Annotated in this window: 16 protein-coding genes; 6 read left to right on the forward strand and 10 right to left on the reverse strand. The window is 62.2% G+C overall.

The window, feature by feature from the left end:
• Positions 1 to 163: 163 nt before the first annotated feature.
• Positions 164 to 565, reverse strand: coding sequence for a lysozyme inhibitor LprI family protein (locus tag BLU76_RS29025; RefSeq protein ID WP_092150310.1), 402 nt, complete (start codon positions 563 to 565; stop codon positions 164 to 166).
• 142 nt (positions 566 to 707) lie between these two features.
• On the opposite strand from BLU76_RS29025, the gene BLU76_RS29030 reads away from it, so the two are divergent.
• Positions 708 to 1,166, forward strand: a complete 459-nt coding sequence (locus BLU76_RS29030; RefSeq protein WP_092150313.1) for an SRPBCC family protein — start codon at positions 708 to 710, stop codon at positions 1,164 to 1,166.
• Between the two features lie 462 nt (positions 1,167 to 1,628).
• Here BLU76_RS29030 and BLU76_RS29035 read toward each other — a convergent pair whose 3' ends face one another.
• Together BLU76_RS29035 and BLU76_RS29040 are read right to left on the reverse strand one after the other, a co-directional pair.
• On the reverse strand, positions 1,629 to 2,090 hold the full coding sequence (locus BLU76_RS29035) for a hypothetical protein (RefSeq protein WP_092150316.1): 462 nt from the start codon (positions 2,088 to 2,090) through the stop codon (positions 1,629 to 1,631).
• A gap of 178 nt (positions 2,091 to 2,268) precedes the next feature.
• Positions 2,269 to 3,216 (reverse strand): AraC family transcriptional regulator, encoded by a 948-nt coding sequence (locus tag BLU76_RS29040; RefSeq protein WP_092225558.1) that lies wholly within the window; start codon positions 3,214 to 3,216, stop codon positions 2,269 to 2,271.
• A 202-nt stretch (positions 3,217 to 3,418) separates the two neighbouring features.
• Between BLU76_RS29040 and BLU76_RS29045 the strand changes: the two genes are divergently transcribed.
• The gene (locus BLU76_RS29045; RefSeq protein WP_092150322.1) at positions 3,419 to 4,156 is read left to right on the forward strand and encodes an SDR family oxidoreductase; all 738 of its coding nucleotides are present in this window, start codon (positions 3,419 to 3,421) and stop codon (positions 4,154 to 4,156) included.
• A gap of 29 nt (positions 4,157 to 4,185) precedes the next feature.
• Entirely contained in the window at positions 4,186 to 4,443 is a 258-nt protein-coding gene (locus BLU76_RS29050) for an Atu4866 domain-containing protein (RefSeq protein ID WP_092225560.1), read from the forward strand.
• Between the two features lie 72 nt (positions 4,444 to 4,515).
• On the opposite strand, the gene inhA is transcribed toward BLU76_RS29050, so the two are convergent.
• Positions 4,516 to 5,202 (reverse strand): isonitrile hydratase, encoded by a 687-nt coding sequence (inhA, locus tag BLU76_RS29055; RefSeq protein ID WP_092225562.1) that lies wholly within the window; start codon positions 5,200 to 5,202, stop codon positions 4,516 to 4,518.
• 99 nt (positions 5,203 to 5,301) lie between these two features.
• On the opposite strand from inhA, the gene BLU76_RS29060 reads away from it, so the two are divergent.
• A complete protein-coding gene (locus tag BLU76_RS29060; RefSeq protein ID WP_092150331.1) occupies positions 5,302 to 6,294 on the forward strand; it encodes a GlxA family transcriptional regulator in 993 nt (330 codons plus the stop codon).
• Here BLU76_RS29060 and BLU76_RS29065 read toward each other — a convergent pair.
• Both BLU76_RS29065 and BLU76_RS29070 read right to left on the reverse strand, forming a co-directional pair.
• A complete protein-coding gene (locus BLU76_RS29065) occupies positions 6,263 to 7,165 on the reverse strand; it encodes an alpha/beta fold hydrolase (protein ID WP_092225589.1) in 903 nt (300 codons plus the stop codon). The genes BLU76_RS29060 and BLU76_RS29065 overlap by 32 nt on opposite strands.
• Positions 7,166 to 7,193: 28 nt before the next feature.
• Positions 7,194 to 7,571, reverse strand: coding sequence for a hypothetical protein (locus BLU76_RS29070; RefSeq protein WP_092150334.1), 378 nt, complete (start codon positions 7,569 to 7,571; stop codon positions 7,194 to 7,196).
• Between the two features lie 561 nt (positions 7,572 to 8,132).
• Here BLU76_RS29070 and BLU76_RS29075 point away from each other — a divergent pair.
• Positions 8,133 to 8,498: a DUF6124 family protein gene (locus BLU76_RS29075; protein WP_092225564.1), complete on the forward strand. Its 366-nt coding sequence runs from the start codon at positions 8,133 to 8,135 to the stop codon at positions 8,496 to 8,498.
• Between the two features lie 174 nt (positions 8,499 to 8,672).
• Here the strand turns inward: BLU76_RS29075 and BLU76_RS29080 are convergent, their stop codons facing one another.
• The 4 genes from BLU76_RS29080 to tam all read right to left on the reverse strand — a co-directional run bounded on the left by BLU76_RS29080 (position 8,673) and on the right by tam (position 13,558).
• The gene (locus tag BLU76_RS29080) at positions 8,673 to 10,496 is read right to left on the reverse strand and encodes a glycoside hydrolase family 15 protein (RefSeq protein WP_092225566.1); all 1,824 of its coding nucleotides are present in this window, start codon (positions 10,494 to 10,496) and stop codon (positions 8,673 to 8,675) included.
• Positions 10,489 to 11,289, reverse strand: a complete 801-nt coding sequence (locus BLU76_RS29085; RefSeq protein ID WP_092225568.1) for an SDR family oxidoreductase — start codon at positions 11,287 to 11,289, stop codon at positions 10,489 to 10,491. The genes BLU76_RS29080 and BLU76_RS29085 overlap by 8 nt, the downstream gene beginning before the upstream one ends.
• Positions 11,290 to 11,562: 273 nt before the next feature.
• A complete protein-coding gene (locus BLU76_RS29090) occupies positions 11,563 to 12,696 on the reverse strand; it encodes a cupin-like domain-containing protein (protein WP_092150346.1) in 1,134 nt (377 codons plus the stop codon).
• Between the two features lie 91 nt (positions 12,697 to 12,787).
• Positions 12,788 to 13,558, reverse strand: a complete 771-nt coding sequence (gene tam / locus BLU76_RS29095) for a trans-aconitate 2-methyltransferase (RefSeq protein WP_092150349.1) — start codon at positions 13,556 to 13,558, stop codon at positions 12,788 to 12,790.
• A 145-nt stretch (positions 13,559 to 13,703) separates the two neighbouring features.
• Here tam and BLU76_RS29100 point away from each other — a divergent pair, with 145 nt between their 5' ends.
• Positions 13,704 to 14,438, forward strand: a complete 735-nt coding sequence (locus BLU76_RS29100; protein ID WP_092225570.1) for a thioesterase II family protein — start codon at positions 13,704 to 13,706, stop codon at positions 14,436 to 14,438.
• The last annotated feature ends 255 nt before the right edge of the window (positions 14,439 to 14,693 follow it).

Genomic DNA, 14,693 nt, shown 5'->3' on the forward strand with positions numbered 1-14,693 from the left:
TGGTAGTGTGGGGTTTCCCCATGTGAGAGTAGGTCATCGTCAAGATTAAATTCCGAAACCCCTATCTGCTGATGCAGGTAGGGGTTTTGTTTTTGCCTGAAACAAAAAGCTTTAGCCAAAAAAAGGATGACCTGTAGAGTTCATCCTTTTTTGCATCCGGCCCTTAAGCCCCGGGTACTGGGCAGCTCAGATCCCCTTCCTTGCACTTGAGATAGGTCTTGAATGCCTCGATCCGGGCTTTAGTCTGGGCGGTGATGCAGTTGCTGTAGATCAGCGGGTAGACGCTACCGCCCTCGACTCCGGAGGCGGAGAAATTGCATTCGGCATCACGGAAGCCTATCCAGGCACGCTGCGCCTTGACCAGCATCTGTTTGGCCTGCGGGTTGTCCTTCAAGCGTGCTGTGATCAGCTTGTACAAGCTGTTCAGCTCGTTGTCGGCGGCCTTGTTTTCTTTGGCTGCGCATTGGTTCATTTCGCCTTGAGTGGTGGCGTCGGCGCAGTTGTCAGCCTGGGCAACAGTGACGAAAAGCAGCGGCATCAGGGCCAGAAGCAAGCGCAGGGACATGTTTGGTCTCTCCTTGAGGGGATTGAAGACGCCGGGTGAGTTTACATCGCTCCCTGCGGTTTTAAAGAAGGCGATACTGATACAACTTTCTGGTTGGCGTTGTGGTCTTACAAGCCTACTGTTGAAACACAGGAGGTGACCCATGCATTCATCCGACCGCATTGAAAGAAAGATCCTGCTCAAGGCCCCGCGCTCCCAGGTATGGCGTGCCCTGGCCAATGCCGAAGCTTTCGGCCAATGGTTCGGTGTTGCCCTTGAGGGGAAACGGTTTGTGGCAGGGGAGCGTACCCAGGGGCAAATCACTTATCCAGGTTACGAGCATCTCATCTGGGACGTGGCGGTGGAACGGGTGGAGCCCGAGCGGGTGTTCTCGTTTCGCTGGCATCCTTACGCTGTCGAGCCGCAGGTGGATTACTCTCAAGAGTCCGAAACCCGGGTGCAATTCGAACTTGAAGACATGGATGGCGGCACCCTGCTCAAAGTCGTGGAGTCGGGTTTCAACAACATTCCCGAGGCTCGCCGGCTCAAGGCTTTTCGCATGGACAGCCGTGGTTGGGACGAGCAGATGGCCAATATTGAAGCCTTCCTGGGCAAGTCTTGATAGGAGGGACTGCTGAGGGGCTAAGGGTTTTCGGAGGGGGCGGTGTAGCGAATGTCTTACACGAGATGGTAGCTATGTCGTCTATTTCGTTTTGGATCCGAGGCGTAATCTGGACTCATCCACTGAAGCACAGGAAGTGCTCAGGATCAGGGACGATCGACCTTGCAAGGAAAGCTATCGACAGGGAGTCGTAATGGTCTTGGAAAAACCCGCTTCGGCGGGTTTTTTTTCGCCCGCAAAAATCTGAGAAGGCCCTATAGCGAAACGCTTACACGCCTTTGCTGCTTTCTCGTCTTTTTCCAAGATCCCCATGGGCCTAATCTATGTTCATCCACTGGGTACAGGGAGTGCTCGGGGTCATGGATGATTGGACCAGGCATGGAATGCCGGACAGGGAGTCAAATTGGTCCTCAAAAAACCCGCCTAGGCGGGTTTTTTTTCGTCTGCTAAAAAGTGGCCTGATCATGCCAGGCGCCGGGTCATGGTGCGGTCGGAACCATCGGCAGCCAAGGTCTGGCCTCCCGGCGTCCGGTCCGCACCATCGGCAGCCAGGGTCTGGCCCCCAGGCGTCCGGTCTGCACCATCGGCAGCCAAGGTCTGGCCCCCAGGCGTCCGGTCTGCACCATCGGCAGCCAGGGTCTGGCCCCCAGGCGTCCGGTCCGCACCATCGGCAGCCAGGGTCTGGCCCCCAGGCGTCCGGTCTGCGCCATCGGCAGCCAGGGTCTGACCCCCAGGTGTCCGATCCGCGCCATCGGCAGCGAGAGTCTGCCCTCCAGGCGTCCGATCCGCACCATCAGCGGCCACAGGCTGCTGGTAATCGCTAGCCTGGGTAAAGAAGCGGTCTTGCTGCTGGCTCGGCAGGGCAAACGCACTGACGCTCAGGGCGAAGGTGGTAACGGCGATCAAGGTGTTGAACGTTTTCATGGTAAAGACTCCGGTCATATCAAGGGTTGAGTGCCGGGTCGTTCAGATGTCGTGATCTGCTGAACCCGTTGCAGCGGCGACGGTTGTCTTGCTGCATGGGTTCAGATTAGGGGCGAGGCGGCGGTGGGCGTTAGATGGATACTGTCCTGGTTTTGCCTGATCCTGTTTGTGTGCAGGATCAGGCGCTACTGGCTTGCAGCGCCTGGGCACGCAAACGAGCGATGTCCTTGCTCGGGGAGGCGCCAAATAGACGGCTGTATTCACGGCTGAACTGCGAGGGGCTTTCATACCCCATCTTGTAGCCGATTGACGAAACGTCGCTGTTCTCCGCCAACAGTAACCGTCGGGCTTCCTGCAAGCGCAGTTGTTTCTGGTATTGCAGCGGACTCATGGCGGTCACGGCTTTGAAGCGGTGGTGCAGCGCCGAAGGGCTGAGATTGATCATTTGTGCCAGGCTGTCGATGCTCAACGGCTCGGCGTAATGGGTATTGAGCCATTCGATGGCACGGCTGATGCGATGGGTCTGGGTGTCGGGAATGGCGATTTCGTGCAAGCGCTGGCCTTGGGCGCCACGCAGCAGCCGGTAGAAAATCTCCTGTTGGGCCAACGGCGCGAGGGTGGCGATATCGTCCGGGCTGTCCAACAGCCGCAGCAAGCGCAACACTGCGTCGAGCAATGGCGCATCAATGCGATCCAGGAACAGCCCGCGCCCGGTTCTTTCGGCCGGCACGCCGATAGGGCTGGCGTCGGCAATCAAACGGCAGATCTGTGCCGGGTCGATGTCGAGGCGGATGCACAGGTAGGGGCGCTCGGGGCTGGCTTCAATCACCTGGCCGGCCAGTGGCAGGGTCACCGAGACGACCAGATAGTTGAGCGGGTCATACACGTAGCATTCGTCCGCCAGGCGCACTTCCTTGCGCCCCTCGATAATCACGCATAAACCGGGTTTGTGCACGGTGTGCAGGGCTTCGGTTGGCTGGTCGCTACGGATCAGGTGCAAGGCCTCGATGGCCGTAGGGTGGACGCCGAATTCCGGGGCGAAGCGCTTCATCAGGCTCGCCAGTTCGGCGCGGCGCTGGCTGACGCCGTCGTCTGGCGCAATGTGGATGGACGTGGATACCGACATGCCGATCAATCTCCCTGGCCAAAATGAATAGACCGCGCTAGTAAAGCCGATTGCGCGGCTGTCGACCAGAGTCGGATCTATCGCTACAGGATCGTGCAAGTGCGCAGGAGGATCCGGCTAACCCAGGCCGTGGTCGGTTCCCTAATCTGGACCTGTCAAAACGCTCCCACCGGGGCCATCACATCCAGACGAGGAAACCATCATGTCCGACATTCAAAACAAAGTAGTGGTCATCACCGGCGCCAGCAGCGGAATTGGTGAAGCCGCGGCGCGGTTGCTCGCGGCTCGCGGTGCCCGTGTCGTGCTTGGCGCCCGGCGCATCGATCGTCTGCAAACACTGGTGCAGGAACTCGAAACCGCCGGCCAGCAGGCTGTCTGCAAAGCGGTGGACGTGACCCGCCGCGACGATGTCCAGAACCTGATCGACTTCGCTGTCCAGCGTTTCGGCAGGGTCGATGTGATCATCAATAACGCCGGGGTCATGCCGCTCTCCAAGCTCGAGGCGCTGAAAGTCGAGGAGTGGGACCGCATGATCGACGTCAACATCCGTGGCGTGCTCCACGGCATTGCCGCCGGCCTGCCGCTGATGCAGCGCCAGCGCAGCGGGCAGTTCATCAACATCGCGTCGATCGGTGCCTACACCGTCAGCCCGACTGCCGCCGTGTATTGCGCCACCAAGTTTGCCGTGCGGGCGATTTCCGAGGGCTTGCGCCAGGAGGTCGGAGGGGATGTGCGCGTGACGGTAATTTCCCCCGGCGTGACCGAATCGGAACTGGCCGAGAGCATTTCCGATGAAGGTGGACGTGCCGAAATGCGCGAGTTCCGCAGGATCGCCATTCCGGCCGAAGCCATCGCCCGGGCAATCGCCTACGCCATCGAACAACCAGCGGACGTAGACGTCAGCGAATTGATCGTGCGGCCCACCGCCAGTCCATTCTGATCGACTTGACCGACAGGAGGAGATGTCCCATGAGAAAGGCATTTGGAGACCAGGATAAATTCGTCGGCCTATGGGTGACGGCTGATGGCATGATTCGCCATAGGCTGCTGCCGGGCGGACGCTATGACGAAGCGCGAGGTGCACGTGAGCGCGCATATCAGGGCGACTACTGGCTGCAGGATGACCATATCGAATACCACGACGACACCGGTTTCACCGCCGATGGGGATTTTCGTGAAGGCGTGCTCTACCACGCGGGGATGGTGTTGTATCGCCAGGAGGGATGATGAACCGATAACCTTTGCGGTGAGGGGACAACTCCCCCTCACCACGGATTTCATTTCCATCGGGACTGATCGTTACGCCCGTTCCAAGCGCGCCGCAGCACGCTGGGTGATTTGCGAGCGCACCCGGAACGACTCGGCCGCACGCCGGTTCGCTTCTTCCAGCACGCGCGTCGGCGCGGTGTCCGGGCTGCCGGCGTTGAACGGCGGGGCAGGGGCGTACTCGAGTTGCAGTTGGACCAGCTCGGCGGTGTCCTGGTCGAACAGTTCGGCCGCCAGGGTCAAGGCTAAGTCGATTCCGGCCGTGATGCCGCCACCGGTGAGCAGGTTGCCGTCGCGGACCACGCGCTCCTTGATCGGCGTCGCGCCCAGGGTTTGCAGCAGGCTGTGATAGGCCCAATGGGTGGTGGCGCGCTTGCCTTGCAACAGGCCCGCGGCACCGAGCACCAGCGAACCGGTGCACACGGACGTGATGTATTTCGCCTCGGCGGCCTGCCGCTTGATGAAGGCCAGTGTCTGTTCGTCTTCCATCAGCGGCCCGACGCCGGTCCCGCCGGGAACGCAGATCACGTCGAGCTTCGGGCAGTCCTCGAACGTGGTGGTGGGCAGCAACACCAGCCCGGTGCTGGCAGTGACCGGCGCCAGGTCCTTCCAGACCAGATGGACCTTCACGTCTGGCAATGAGGCCAGTACGTCATAAGGGCCGGTCAGGTCCAACTGCTGGACTTGGGGGAATAACAGCAAACCGATCTGCAGCGTCATGTCGCGTGCTCCTTTGGATGATGCCCGAGGGGTGGACGGTTTTACTTTAGATCCGTAGGCTCTGGCGTATACGCCAATAAGCCCACGAATCACGCCAATATGCCCAACGCTCCGAAAACTGTTCATGTCCTGGCCTTCGCCAACGTGCAAGTGCTGGATGTCACCGGGCCCTTGCAGGTCTTCGCATCGGCCAACGACCTGGCTCGCCAGCAAGGCCTGCCGCTGCCGTACACGCCGACGGTCATCGCCGTGGGCGGTGGCGCGGTGATGTCCTCGGCAGGCTTGGCGCTGATGGCCGAGCCGCTGCCGAGTGAAGGCAGCGACACGCTGTTGATCGCCGGTGGCTGGGGCGTGTACGAAGCGGCGAAGGATCCGGCGCTGGTGGCCTGGGTCAAGGAGCACGGCCTGCGTTCGCGAAGGGTGGCGTCGGTGTGCACCGGGGCGTTCCTGTTGGCCGCCAGCGGCTGGCTGGACGGACGGCGCGTGGTGACGCACTGGACCCGCTGCGAACAACTGGCCGAGCAACATCCGCAATTGCGGGTGGAACCCAACCCGATTTTCATCAACGACGGCCCGGTCTGGACCTCGGCCGGGGTCACGGCCGGCATCGACCTGGCCCTGGCGCTGGTCGAGGAGGACCTGGGCCGTGCGGTGGCGCTGGAGGTCGCCCGGCACTTGGTGGTGTTCCTCAAGCGTCCCGGTGGGCAATCGCAGTTCAGCGTGACCTTGTCGCTGCAAAAGCAGGGCAGTCGGTTTGATGACCTGCATGCCTGGATCGCCGAAAACCTCACCCGCGACCTGGGCCTGTCGAGCCTGGCCGCCGAGGTCGGTATGAGCGAACGCAGCTTTGTGCGGCACTATCGCGCCGACACTGGCCAGACCCCGGCGCGGGCGGTGGAGTTGATTCGCGTGGAAACCGCTCGCCGCCTGCTGGCCGACACGGCGGTGTCGATCAAGCGGGTGGCGGTGCAATGTGGCTTCGGCAGCGAAGAAACCCTGCGTCGCAGTTTCCTGCGGGCCATGGGCGTGACACCCCAGGCCTATCGCGAGCGGTTCGCCGTCAGCCCTCAAGCAGATCCAGCAATGCCTTGAGCGTGGCCTCGGGGGCTTCCTGGGGAATGTTATGGCCAACACCGGGCAGCACTCGGCGCTCATAGAAACCCGTGAAATGCTCGACGTCTTCGTCGTGTTCCGACGCGGGCCCCACGCCGTCGTCGGCACCGCACAGGGAAATGCTCGGCACGCTGATGGCCGGTTGTGCCGCCAGCCGTTCCTCCATCCACTCCAGCGTCGGGTCGCCCGGTGCGTACATGAACCGATGACGGTAGGAGTGGATCACCACGTCGACGAAGTCCGGGTTGTCGAACGACGCAGCACTGAGGGGATACCGTTCGGCGCCACGTTTCCAGGTCGGTGACCACAGGCGCCAGAGCAATTCACACAGTTCACGTCGGTTCTGGGTCAGGCCCTCGACACCCCGCGCCGTGTGGAAATAGTACTGGTACCACAGGCGATGTTCGGTTTCCGGGTCCAGCGGCTGCGTGGAACGTGGAATGTCCTGCAGGTTGTAGCCGTCGCCGGTCACCAGGCAGCGAACGCGCTCGGGCCACAGCGCCGCGACGATACACGCCGCCCGACCGCCCCAGTCGTAGCCGCACAGCGCCGCCTGGGGGATGGAGAGTGCGTGCATCAGGTCCAGCAGGTCCTGGGCCAACGCCGCTTGCTGGCCGGAGCGCAGGATGGCCGGGTTGTTGAACCGGGTCGGGCCGTAGCCGCGCAGGTAGGGCACGATGACCCAATATCCACGCTCGGCCAAGGCGGGCGCGACTTCATCGAAAGCCCTGGGGTCGTAAGGAAAACCGTGCAGCAGGATGACTGGCTCGCCGCTGGCGGGACCCTGTTCTTCGTAGGCGATGCGCAACAGCGGCGTCACTGCGAAGTTGACCTTGGGATCGAGGTTCATGTTGGCCTCCGGCATTGCTCGGTTGCGGTCAGGCGGGTTCCTGGTTCACGTATTTGGCCCGATCCGGCGTGAACGTCACGATCATGTTCGTGCTGGAACAGGTCAAGGTGCGCTCTTGGCTCATGTCGATGTCCAGGTCCTCACCGCGCAGCCCCTGCCATTGGGCGAGATACTTGAGACAGCCGAATTTTTCGTTTCTCTTCAGGCTGCGGCTGACGCCACCTTTCCAGCCCAGTACCGGCAACTCACCCTCCAGGCAGCGTTGCGCCAGTTCGGGAAACTTCATCGCGCGGTCGCGGCCGATTTCCCAGCATTTGATCAAGCCCCGGTCCTGGCCTTCCCAGAGGTCTTCGCGGGTCAGGCCTGTTCGGGGTGGGGTGGTGATGGGGCGTTTGATATGGGTCATGTCAGGTCCTTGAGTCGGGTTTTTATCGGGCAGCTCCGCTGCACCCGTGAGCATCGATCTTAGGAGGGGTTGGCGGGGCTGGCAACTTCTAACGGGACGTCACGATAAATGGGAAGCCGGTACTGCAATGCTCTTGTGGCGAGGGAGCTTGCTCCCGCTGGGTTGCGAAGCGACCCCACGATTTTTGCGCCTGCTACGCAGTCGAGCGGGAGCAAGCTCCCTCGCCACGGGGTTTGTGTCCTACAAAAAATTAGGTGAACCGGAATTTTCTGACGAGTCGTGTCGGTTGCCGGTTCGGAAGGGGCGGGGATAGGCTTTGCTCGTCGCTGCAAAATCAGCGACCGGGTTTGGTCACCCGTCCAATGTCAGGCGCACACGCGCCAACCTCAGCATGTCGGCGCTTTTTTGTGTGCTTGTCGGTATGCTTTGCGGTGGGCTGTGCGCGGGGCACTTTCGAGTGCGCCGGGTGCCTGACTTCCCGGTTGACCAACCTGCGTATAGCCCACCACCCTCGTTTGGTCACGAGGTGGGTGAGCTCAACTTCAAGTCAGGAGTTTCACAATGGTCAAGATCACCCCCAACCCTCCACGCGCCGAAGACCTTTCTGCCTACACCACCCTCGACACAAAAAAACTCCGCGAAGCCGCCGACCGGGCGTTGAACATTCACTTGTCTCCCACCCCAGCCAAACCCGATACCCAGGACGGCCAGGTGTTCACCGTGGTCCCCGGCCTCAACACCGAATCGGTGCTGACCACCCTCAGCGAAACCCTGGCTTCGGCCGATGCCATGGTCAGTGATCTGGCGTTCGAGCTGGAAGGGTCGCGGCGGCATGTGGCGTTGGGTATTCAGCAGTTGATCGAGCTGGCCAAGTTGCTGGCCAATCGAGCTTTGGATGACATCGAATTGGCCGACTCAACGCGATAGCCAGCGCACCGCTTTCCCTGTGGCGAGGGAGCTTGCTCCCGCTGGGTTGCGAAGCGACCCCCATACCAGACGCTGATTCTTTGGAGGCTGGAAGATTTTGCGCCTGCTGCGCAGTCGAGCGGGAGCAAGCTCCCTCGCCACAGGGACTGTGCCCAGTCTGAAGGGCTACTCAGTTCACGGCTGCCAATGAGTCTTCTCCCCACTCAACTTGCGATCCAGGAAGCTCGCCGCGCTGATCAACGCCAGATGGGTCAAGGCCTGGGGCGTGTTGCCCAAGTGGTAGCCGTGGCTGTCGAATTCTTCAGCGTACAGCCCCAGCGGGTTGGCGTAGCGCAGCAGTTGTTCGAATTCCAGCTGGGCTTTTTCCACGCGGCCGGCGCGGGCCAGGCATTCGACGTACCAGAACGAGCAGGCCGCGAATGAGCCTTCGATGCCGCTGAGGCCGTCGATGGGGCTGTCGTCGTTGCGGTAGCGATAGACCATGCCGTCGCGCACCAGGTTTTTTTCGATGGCATCGAGTGTCGAGAGCCAGCGCGGGTCGCGGGCGCTGACGAACCGCACCAGCGGCATCAACAGCATCGAGCCGTCCAGGGCGGTGCTGCCCAGGCGCTGGATGAAGTGCTGGTGTTCGTCGTTCCAGAAGTTCGTCCAGATGTCCTGGTAGATGGCCTGGCGCGTTTCGTCCCAGCGGGCGAACGGGGCGGGCAGGGAGCGTTTTTCGGCCAGGCGGATGGCGCGATCCACCGCGACCCAGCACATCAGCCGCGAATGCAGGAAATGCTGTTTGTCGCCGCGCATTTCCCAGATACCCACATCCTTGTCCTGCCAGACCTTGCACACTTGATCGACCACGTCGACGGTGTGTTTCCAGCCTTGATGGGAGATCGCTTCGCCGTATTTGTTGACCAGGTACACCGCGTCCATCAGCTCGCCGAAAATGTCCAGCTGCACCTGTTTGTAGGCCAGGTTGCCGATGCGCACCGGTCGGGCGTTGCCAAAGCCACTCAGGTGCGGCAGCTCGGTTTCCGGCAGTTCCAGCCTGCCGTCCAGACCGTAGAGAATATTGAGTTTGGTCGGTTGATCACAGCAGTCACTGACCCGACCGCGCAGCCAGCGCATGTAGGCGTTGGCTTCTTCGACGAAGCCCAGGCGCATGAACGCATAGACGGTAAAGGAAGAGTCGCGGATCCAGGTGTAGCGATAATCCCAGTTGCGTTCGCCGCCGCGGGTTTCTGGCAGGCCGAAGGTGGCGGCGGCGAGGATGGCGCCGTGTTTGCGCGAGGTCAGCAGCTTCAGCGCCAGGGCCGAGCGGTTGACCACTTCCCGCCAGCGTCCGCGGTAGGTGGACTGGCCGATCCAGCCGCGCCAGAACGCCAGGGTGCGTTCCAGGCAAATCGCGCTGACATCGTCCTGAAGGCGCGGGTCGTCGATGCCACCCAGCAGGAATTCGGCGCTCTGGCCCTGCGCCAGGGTGAACTCGGCCACCGCCGCATTGCCGTCCAGCGTCATGGGCTGGTCGGAGCATAAGCGCAGGCTCGGTTGCCCCGGCGCCTCGAAACAGATGTGGGCAGCGTCCTGGCGCGCAGTGGTGGCGGCCCGGGCGTAGTCATGCCGTACGGCGCAGCGCATGCGAAACGTCGCGCTGCCGACGGTCATGTGCACTTTGCGCATCAGCACCGGTAAATCATCCTCGCTGTCACCGATGGGCAGCAGGTCGGTGACTTCCACCACGGCGCCGTCGCTCAGCCAGCGGGTTTGCAGCACGTTGGTGTCGGGCAGGTAGATCTGCTGGCGGCGGGCATTCGGCAGGTCCGGGGCCAATTGGAAAATGCCCGCTTCGGGCGTATCCAGCAGCGCACAGAAGATCGATGGGCTGTCGAATTCCGGCCAGCAGAAAAAATCTATGCTGCCTTGGTCATTGACCAGCGCGGCGCTGCGCATGTCGCCGATGATGCCGTGGTTCTCGATGGGGCTTTGCGGTTCGTCATGATCAGCCATTGCCGCGAAACCCCGGATAAAGGCTCATCCCGCCATCGATGAACAGCGTGGTGCCCACCACATAATCGGACAGGTCCGAGGCCAGCCAGACCACCGCGTTGGCGACGTCCTCCACAGCGCCGACGCGACCGTAAGGAATCAGCTCCAGCAGTTTCTGTTCCTGCTCGCCCTCGGTGGCGTCATGGTTGATGGGCGTGCGGATGGCGCCGGGGGCGATGCTGTTGATGCGGATGCGTTGGTGGCTGGTTTCCTGGGCCAGGCTCTGCATCAGCAGATCGACCCCGCCCTTGGACGCGGCGTAATTGGCGTGGCCCGCCCAGGGAATGCGCTGGTGCACCGAGCTCATGTGGATGATCTTGCCGGCGGCCCGGGACACGCCCTGGCGAATGCCCTGGCGGGTGAAAATCCGCAGGGCGGCACGAGCGCAGAGGAACTGGCCGGTGAGGTTGGTGCCGATCACGGTGTTCCAGTCTTCCAGGCGCATGTCGACGGTGGCGGCGTCTTTTTGCAGGCCGGAGTTGGCGACCAGGATATCCAGCGCGCCAAACGCTTCGAGGGTCTGGGCGAACAGCCGCTCGACGTCCGGCTCCTTCGACACATCGGCCCCGACGGCGATGGCGCGGCCGCCGTTGGCGTTGATTTCACAGGCCAGGTCTTGCGCCGGGCCTTCGCTGGAGTGGTAGTTGAGTACCACCGCGGCACCCGCGTCTGCCAAGGCCCTGGCCGCGCCTGCACCAATGCCGGAGCTGGCACCGGTGACCAGGGCAACCTGTCGGGCGAGGGATATCTGCATGGGCTTAGCACCTTGAGTGGAGGGCTTTACCTGCTGACTGGTGTGAGGTGGTTGGAGTTCACTTGGGTGAAGCGATCTTCACACTTCAGCCACGTACGGACGCTAAACCTGTGGCGAGGGAGCTTGCTCCCGCTGGACTGCGCAGCAGGCCCTCCAAAGGTAATCTCAATCTACCTGAATGATCGAGGTGTCAGGTTTTGGGCCTGCTTCGCAGCCCAGCGGGAGCAAGCTCCCTCGCCACAGGTCTGTGTTCACACAAGTAGTGTTTGACCGCTACCAACCCCGCCCCGAATTCACCCAGAAATTCACCGACAACGACGTGGACACTGACTCCACCTGATGGAACCAGCCTTCCGGCAAAAACAGCAAATCCCCAGCCTCCAATGTCACGCGCAGGAAGGTCACGTCGCGAGCGTGGGGGAAGCGTTGGTAGTCCGGCGCGTCCGGGTTGAAATCACAGCCGTCCAGCCCACCTTGGGGCGCCGTGGACCAGGTGCCCAGGGCCTCGCGGTGGTGAGGCGCGGCGAGGGTGAAGGTTTTCTGGCCCCAGACCTGGGCGAACAGGTTGTCGGTGTCGTCGCGGTGCAGCGGCGTCAGGGTGCCCTTGGGGCCGATCCAGATGCGCGGTGGGATGAACAGCGACGGGTCGAAATAGGGCGGGTATTGGATCTGCTCCATCAATTGCGCCGGCAGGATGTTGTTGCCCATGTAGGCCGGTGGTTCGCCGTCGGCGCCCTTGACCGCCGGGCTGTCGAGGGAGGCAATGAAGTCGGCCATGGACGTGGAGCGGAAGTCCCGTTCGGTAGAGAAGGTTTTCTTCACGTAGTCGCCGTGACGGGTGATGCCTTGCAGTTCGGCAAAATGCACCAGGGACTCCTCGCGGCTGAGCTTGAACAACGGCCAGTCCTGCAAGGCATCGCTGATAACCACCGGAATGCCATGGGGCAGATAGCGTGCTTGAAACTCCTGCACCGACAGCTCGCTGCGAGGACGACGCTCGACGCTGCGTTGAGTGGGCAGGCTGGCGGTGAGTTTTTCGCTGAAGCGCGACGGGGTGGGGTAGCGCTTGTTCATGTCGACCTTTTCCACCACGCCACCGCCATGCCGGGCATGGTCGATGATCTGCGGCAGCAACGTCGCCAGGCCCATGTTACCGCCGATCTTCAGGCGCCCGCTGGCGAACAGTTCTTCGACATTGGCCATGCCCGCCATGATCCCGAGAAAATCCTTTTCCGCCACCTCGATGGTGACGTCGGGGCTGCTGTGGCGGCCAACCTGGGTGCGACTGCTGGCCTTGACCTCGGACCAGTACGCCTGGTGCGGGCCGAACACGAATTGGAAGACGCCTTCGATACCAACGGCGCCGGCATTGGCGAACAGCTTGCCCAGGATGGTTTGCAGGTCCACGGCGGTCACTCTTGCGGGTTTTTGGTCTTAGTAGGTAACGAGGGCCTGGAGCAGAAATTTAGCCCCCATCGCTGCGTCATCGACCGTCGCCCTAGCGCGTCGCGACCATGAACACCCGGGGAAATGGCAGCAGCACGGTGCCATCGTCCAGGGCGGGATAAGCCTGTTCGATCGCCTTGAGGTACTGCGCCAGATACTGCTCGCGTTGCGCCTCATCCAGCGGTTCGAGGAACGGGCGCAAGCCGCTGCCCTTGAACCACTCCACCACGCCTGCGGCGCCACCGGCCAAGGGGTGATGGTAGGTGGTGCGCCACACATCGACGCGGCTGCAGTGGGGCTTGAGAATCGCGTAATAGGTGCTGGCGTCCTCTACCTCGGTCCGTGAATCAGCCGCCCCGGCCAGTTGACTGGCCCACGGGCCGTTGGCGGCGATTTCCCGCATCAGGCGGTGGGAGGGCTGGTGCAGGGTGTCGGGCATCTGGATCGCCAGGCTGCCACCGGGGGCGAGTTTGCCCACCAGCGAGGGCAGCAGGGTGGCGTGGTCGGGCAGCCATTGCAGCACGGCGTTGGCGAAGATCACGTCGTACGGCCCGGGTTCATCCCATTGGCTGATGTCGGCGGTGTCGAACGCCACGGCGGGCAGGCGTTTGCGTGCGGCCTCGACCATGTCGCTGGAACTGTCCAGGCCGCGCACCGTGGCGCCGCTGAAATGTTCCACCAACAGTTCGGTGGAATTGCCCGGGCCACACCCCAGGTCGATCACCGAACGGGCCTGTGTGGGGGGAATGGCGGCGAGCAGGTCCCGGGACGGACGGGTGCGTTCCTGTTCGAAGGTGACGTATTGCTTGGCGGACCAGCCCATGGCGTTCTCCTGTGCGGCGCAGTGAGTCGAGGTGCCGTCAGTATAAGGTCGGGCGAAGACGATGTAGCGAACGTAACGGTTTTGACTAATTCTGTAGGTTACGATTTCGTTATCTTCCCTACACGACCGATCGGAGAAAACCGCAGTGACCCAACTGACCCTGCTGTGCCTGCCTTATTCCGGCGCCAGCGCGATGGTGTACAGCCGTTGGCGGCGCACATTGCCGCAGTGGCTGCATGTGCAACCGGTGGAACTGCCGGGGCGCGGGGCGCGCTTCGACGAGCCGCTGCACACCGACATGGGGCCGTTGGCGATGCAACTGGCGCGGGAGTTGTCCGCGACGCTCCAGGCCCCTTACGCCTTGTTCGGTCACAGCCTGGGCGCGCTGCTGGCCTGCGAGATCGGCCATGCCCTGCGTGAGCTCGGCTGCCCGGAGCCGGTGGCGCTGTTTGCGTCCGGCACCGCGGCACCGACGATGCGGGCCGACTACGACCGCGGTTTCGCCGAACCGAAAACCGACGCTGAACTGATCGAGCAACTGCGCACCCTCAACGGTACCAGCGAGGAAATATTGGCCAACGAAGAGCTGATGGCCCTGACCTTGCCGGTCCTGCGAGCCGACTTCCTGCTGTGCGGACGTTTCCAGCCGCGAATCCGACCGCCGCTCAACTGCCCGGTGCATGTGCTCGGTGGCGCCGCCGACAAGGCCACCACGGAGCAACTGATTGGCTGGCGCCGGGAAACCACGGGCAGCTTTTCGGTGGACATGCTGGCCGGTGGGCACTTCTTCATTCATGAGCACGAGGCCAAGGTGTTGCGGCTGATCAAGGATCAGTTGAGCGTGCATCATCGGCGGCATGGGTTGGCCATCAGCGCCTGATCCACAAATAGCCAGCTGTTGTGGCGAGGGAGCTTGCTCCCGCTGGGTTGCGAAGCAACCCCTACCAATTCTCCTTCTTGCAAGGCCGGGAGCTGTTGCGTCTGCTGCGCAGCCGAGCGGGAGCAAGCTCCCTCGCCACGGATTTCTCCCCTTCCTGATACAAATTCCCAAACGCTAATTTTTCCGGTCTGCATTCGTTTTATAGGGACGACTTGCCTTTGTGCCTTGTGCCCACTGATTCCGGATACCCCAGAA

Origin of the sequence: Pseudomonas sp. NFACC08-1 (genome assembly GCF_900106735.1) — a bacterium.
GTDB lineage: Bacteria > Pseudomonadota > Gammaproteobacteria > Pseudomonadales > Pseudomonadaceae > Aquipseudomonas > Aquipseudomonas fluorescens_Q.

Bases quoted from the DNA above. Each gene is read 5' to 3' on its own strand.
- BLU76_RS29025 (WP_092150310.1), bottom strand. From the start codon at position 565: ATGTCCCTGCGCTTGCTTCTGGCCCTGATGCCGCTGCTTTTCGTCACT.
- BLU76_RS29030 (WP_092150313.1), top strand. From the start codon at position 708: ATGCATTCATCCGACCGCATTGAAAGAAAGATCCTGCTCAAGGCCCCG.
- BLU76_RS29035 (WP_092150316.1), bottom strand. From the start codon at position 2,090: ATGAAAACGTTCAACACCTTGATCGCCGTTACCACCTTCGCCCTGAGC.
- BLU76_RS29040 (WP_092225558.1), bottom strand. From the start codon at position 3,216: ATGTCGGTATCCACGTCCATCCACATTGCGCCAGACGACGGCGTCAGC.
- BLU76_RS29045 (WP_092150322.1), top strand. From the start codon at position 3,419: ATGTCCGACATTCAAAACAAAGTAGTGGTCATCACCGGCGCCAGCAGC.
- BLU76_RS29050 (WP_092225560.1), top strand. From the start codon at position 4,186: ATGAGAAAGGCATTTGGAGACCAGGATAAATTCGTCGGCCTATGGGTG.
- inhA (WP_092225562.1), bottom strand. From the start codon at position 5,202: ATGACGCTGCAGATCGGTTTGCTGTTATTCCCCCAAGTCCAGCAGTTG.
- BLU76_RS29060 (WP_092150331.1), top strand. From the start codon at position 5,302: ATGCCCAACGCTCCGAAAACTGTTCATGTCCTGGCCTTCGCCAACGTG.
- BLU76_RS29065 (WP_092225589.1), bottom strand. From the start codon at position 7,165: ATGAACCTCGATCCCAAGGTCAACTTCGCAGTGACGCCGCTGTTGCGC.
- BLU76_RS29070 (WP_092150334.1), bottom strand. From the start codon at position 7,571: ATGACCCATATCAAACGCCCCATCACCACCCCACCCCGAACAGGCCTG.
- BLU76_RS29075 (WP_092225564.1), top strand. From the start codon at position 8,133: ATGGTCAAGATCACCCCCAACCCTCCACGCGCCGAAGACCTTTCTGCC.
- BLU76_RS29080 (WP_092225566.1), bottom strand. From the start codon at position 10,496: ATGGCTGATCATGACGAACCGCAAAGCCCCATCGAGAACCACGGCATC.
- BLU76_RS29085 (WP_092225568.1), bottom strand. From the start codon at position 11,289: ATGCAGATATCCCTCGCCCGACAGGTTGCCCTGGTCACCGGTGCCAGC.
- tam (WP_092150349.1), bottom strand. From the start codon at position 13,558: ATGGGCTGGTCCGCCAAGCAATACGTCACCTTCGAACAGGAACGCACC.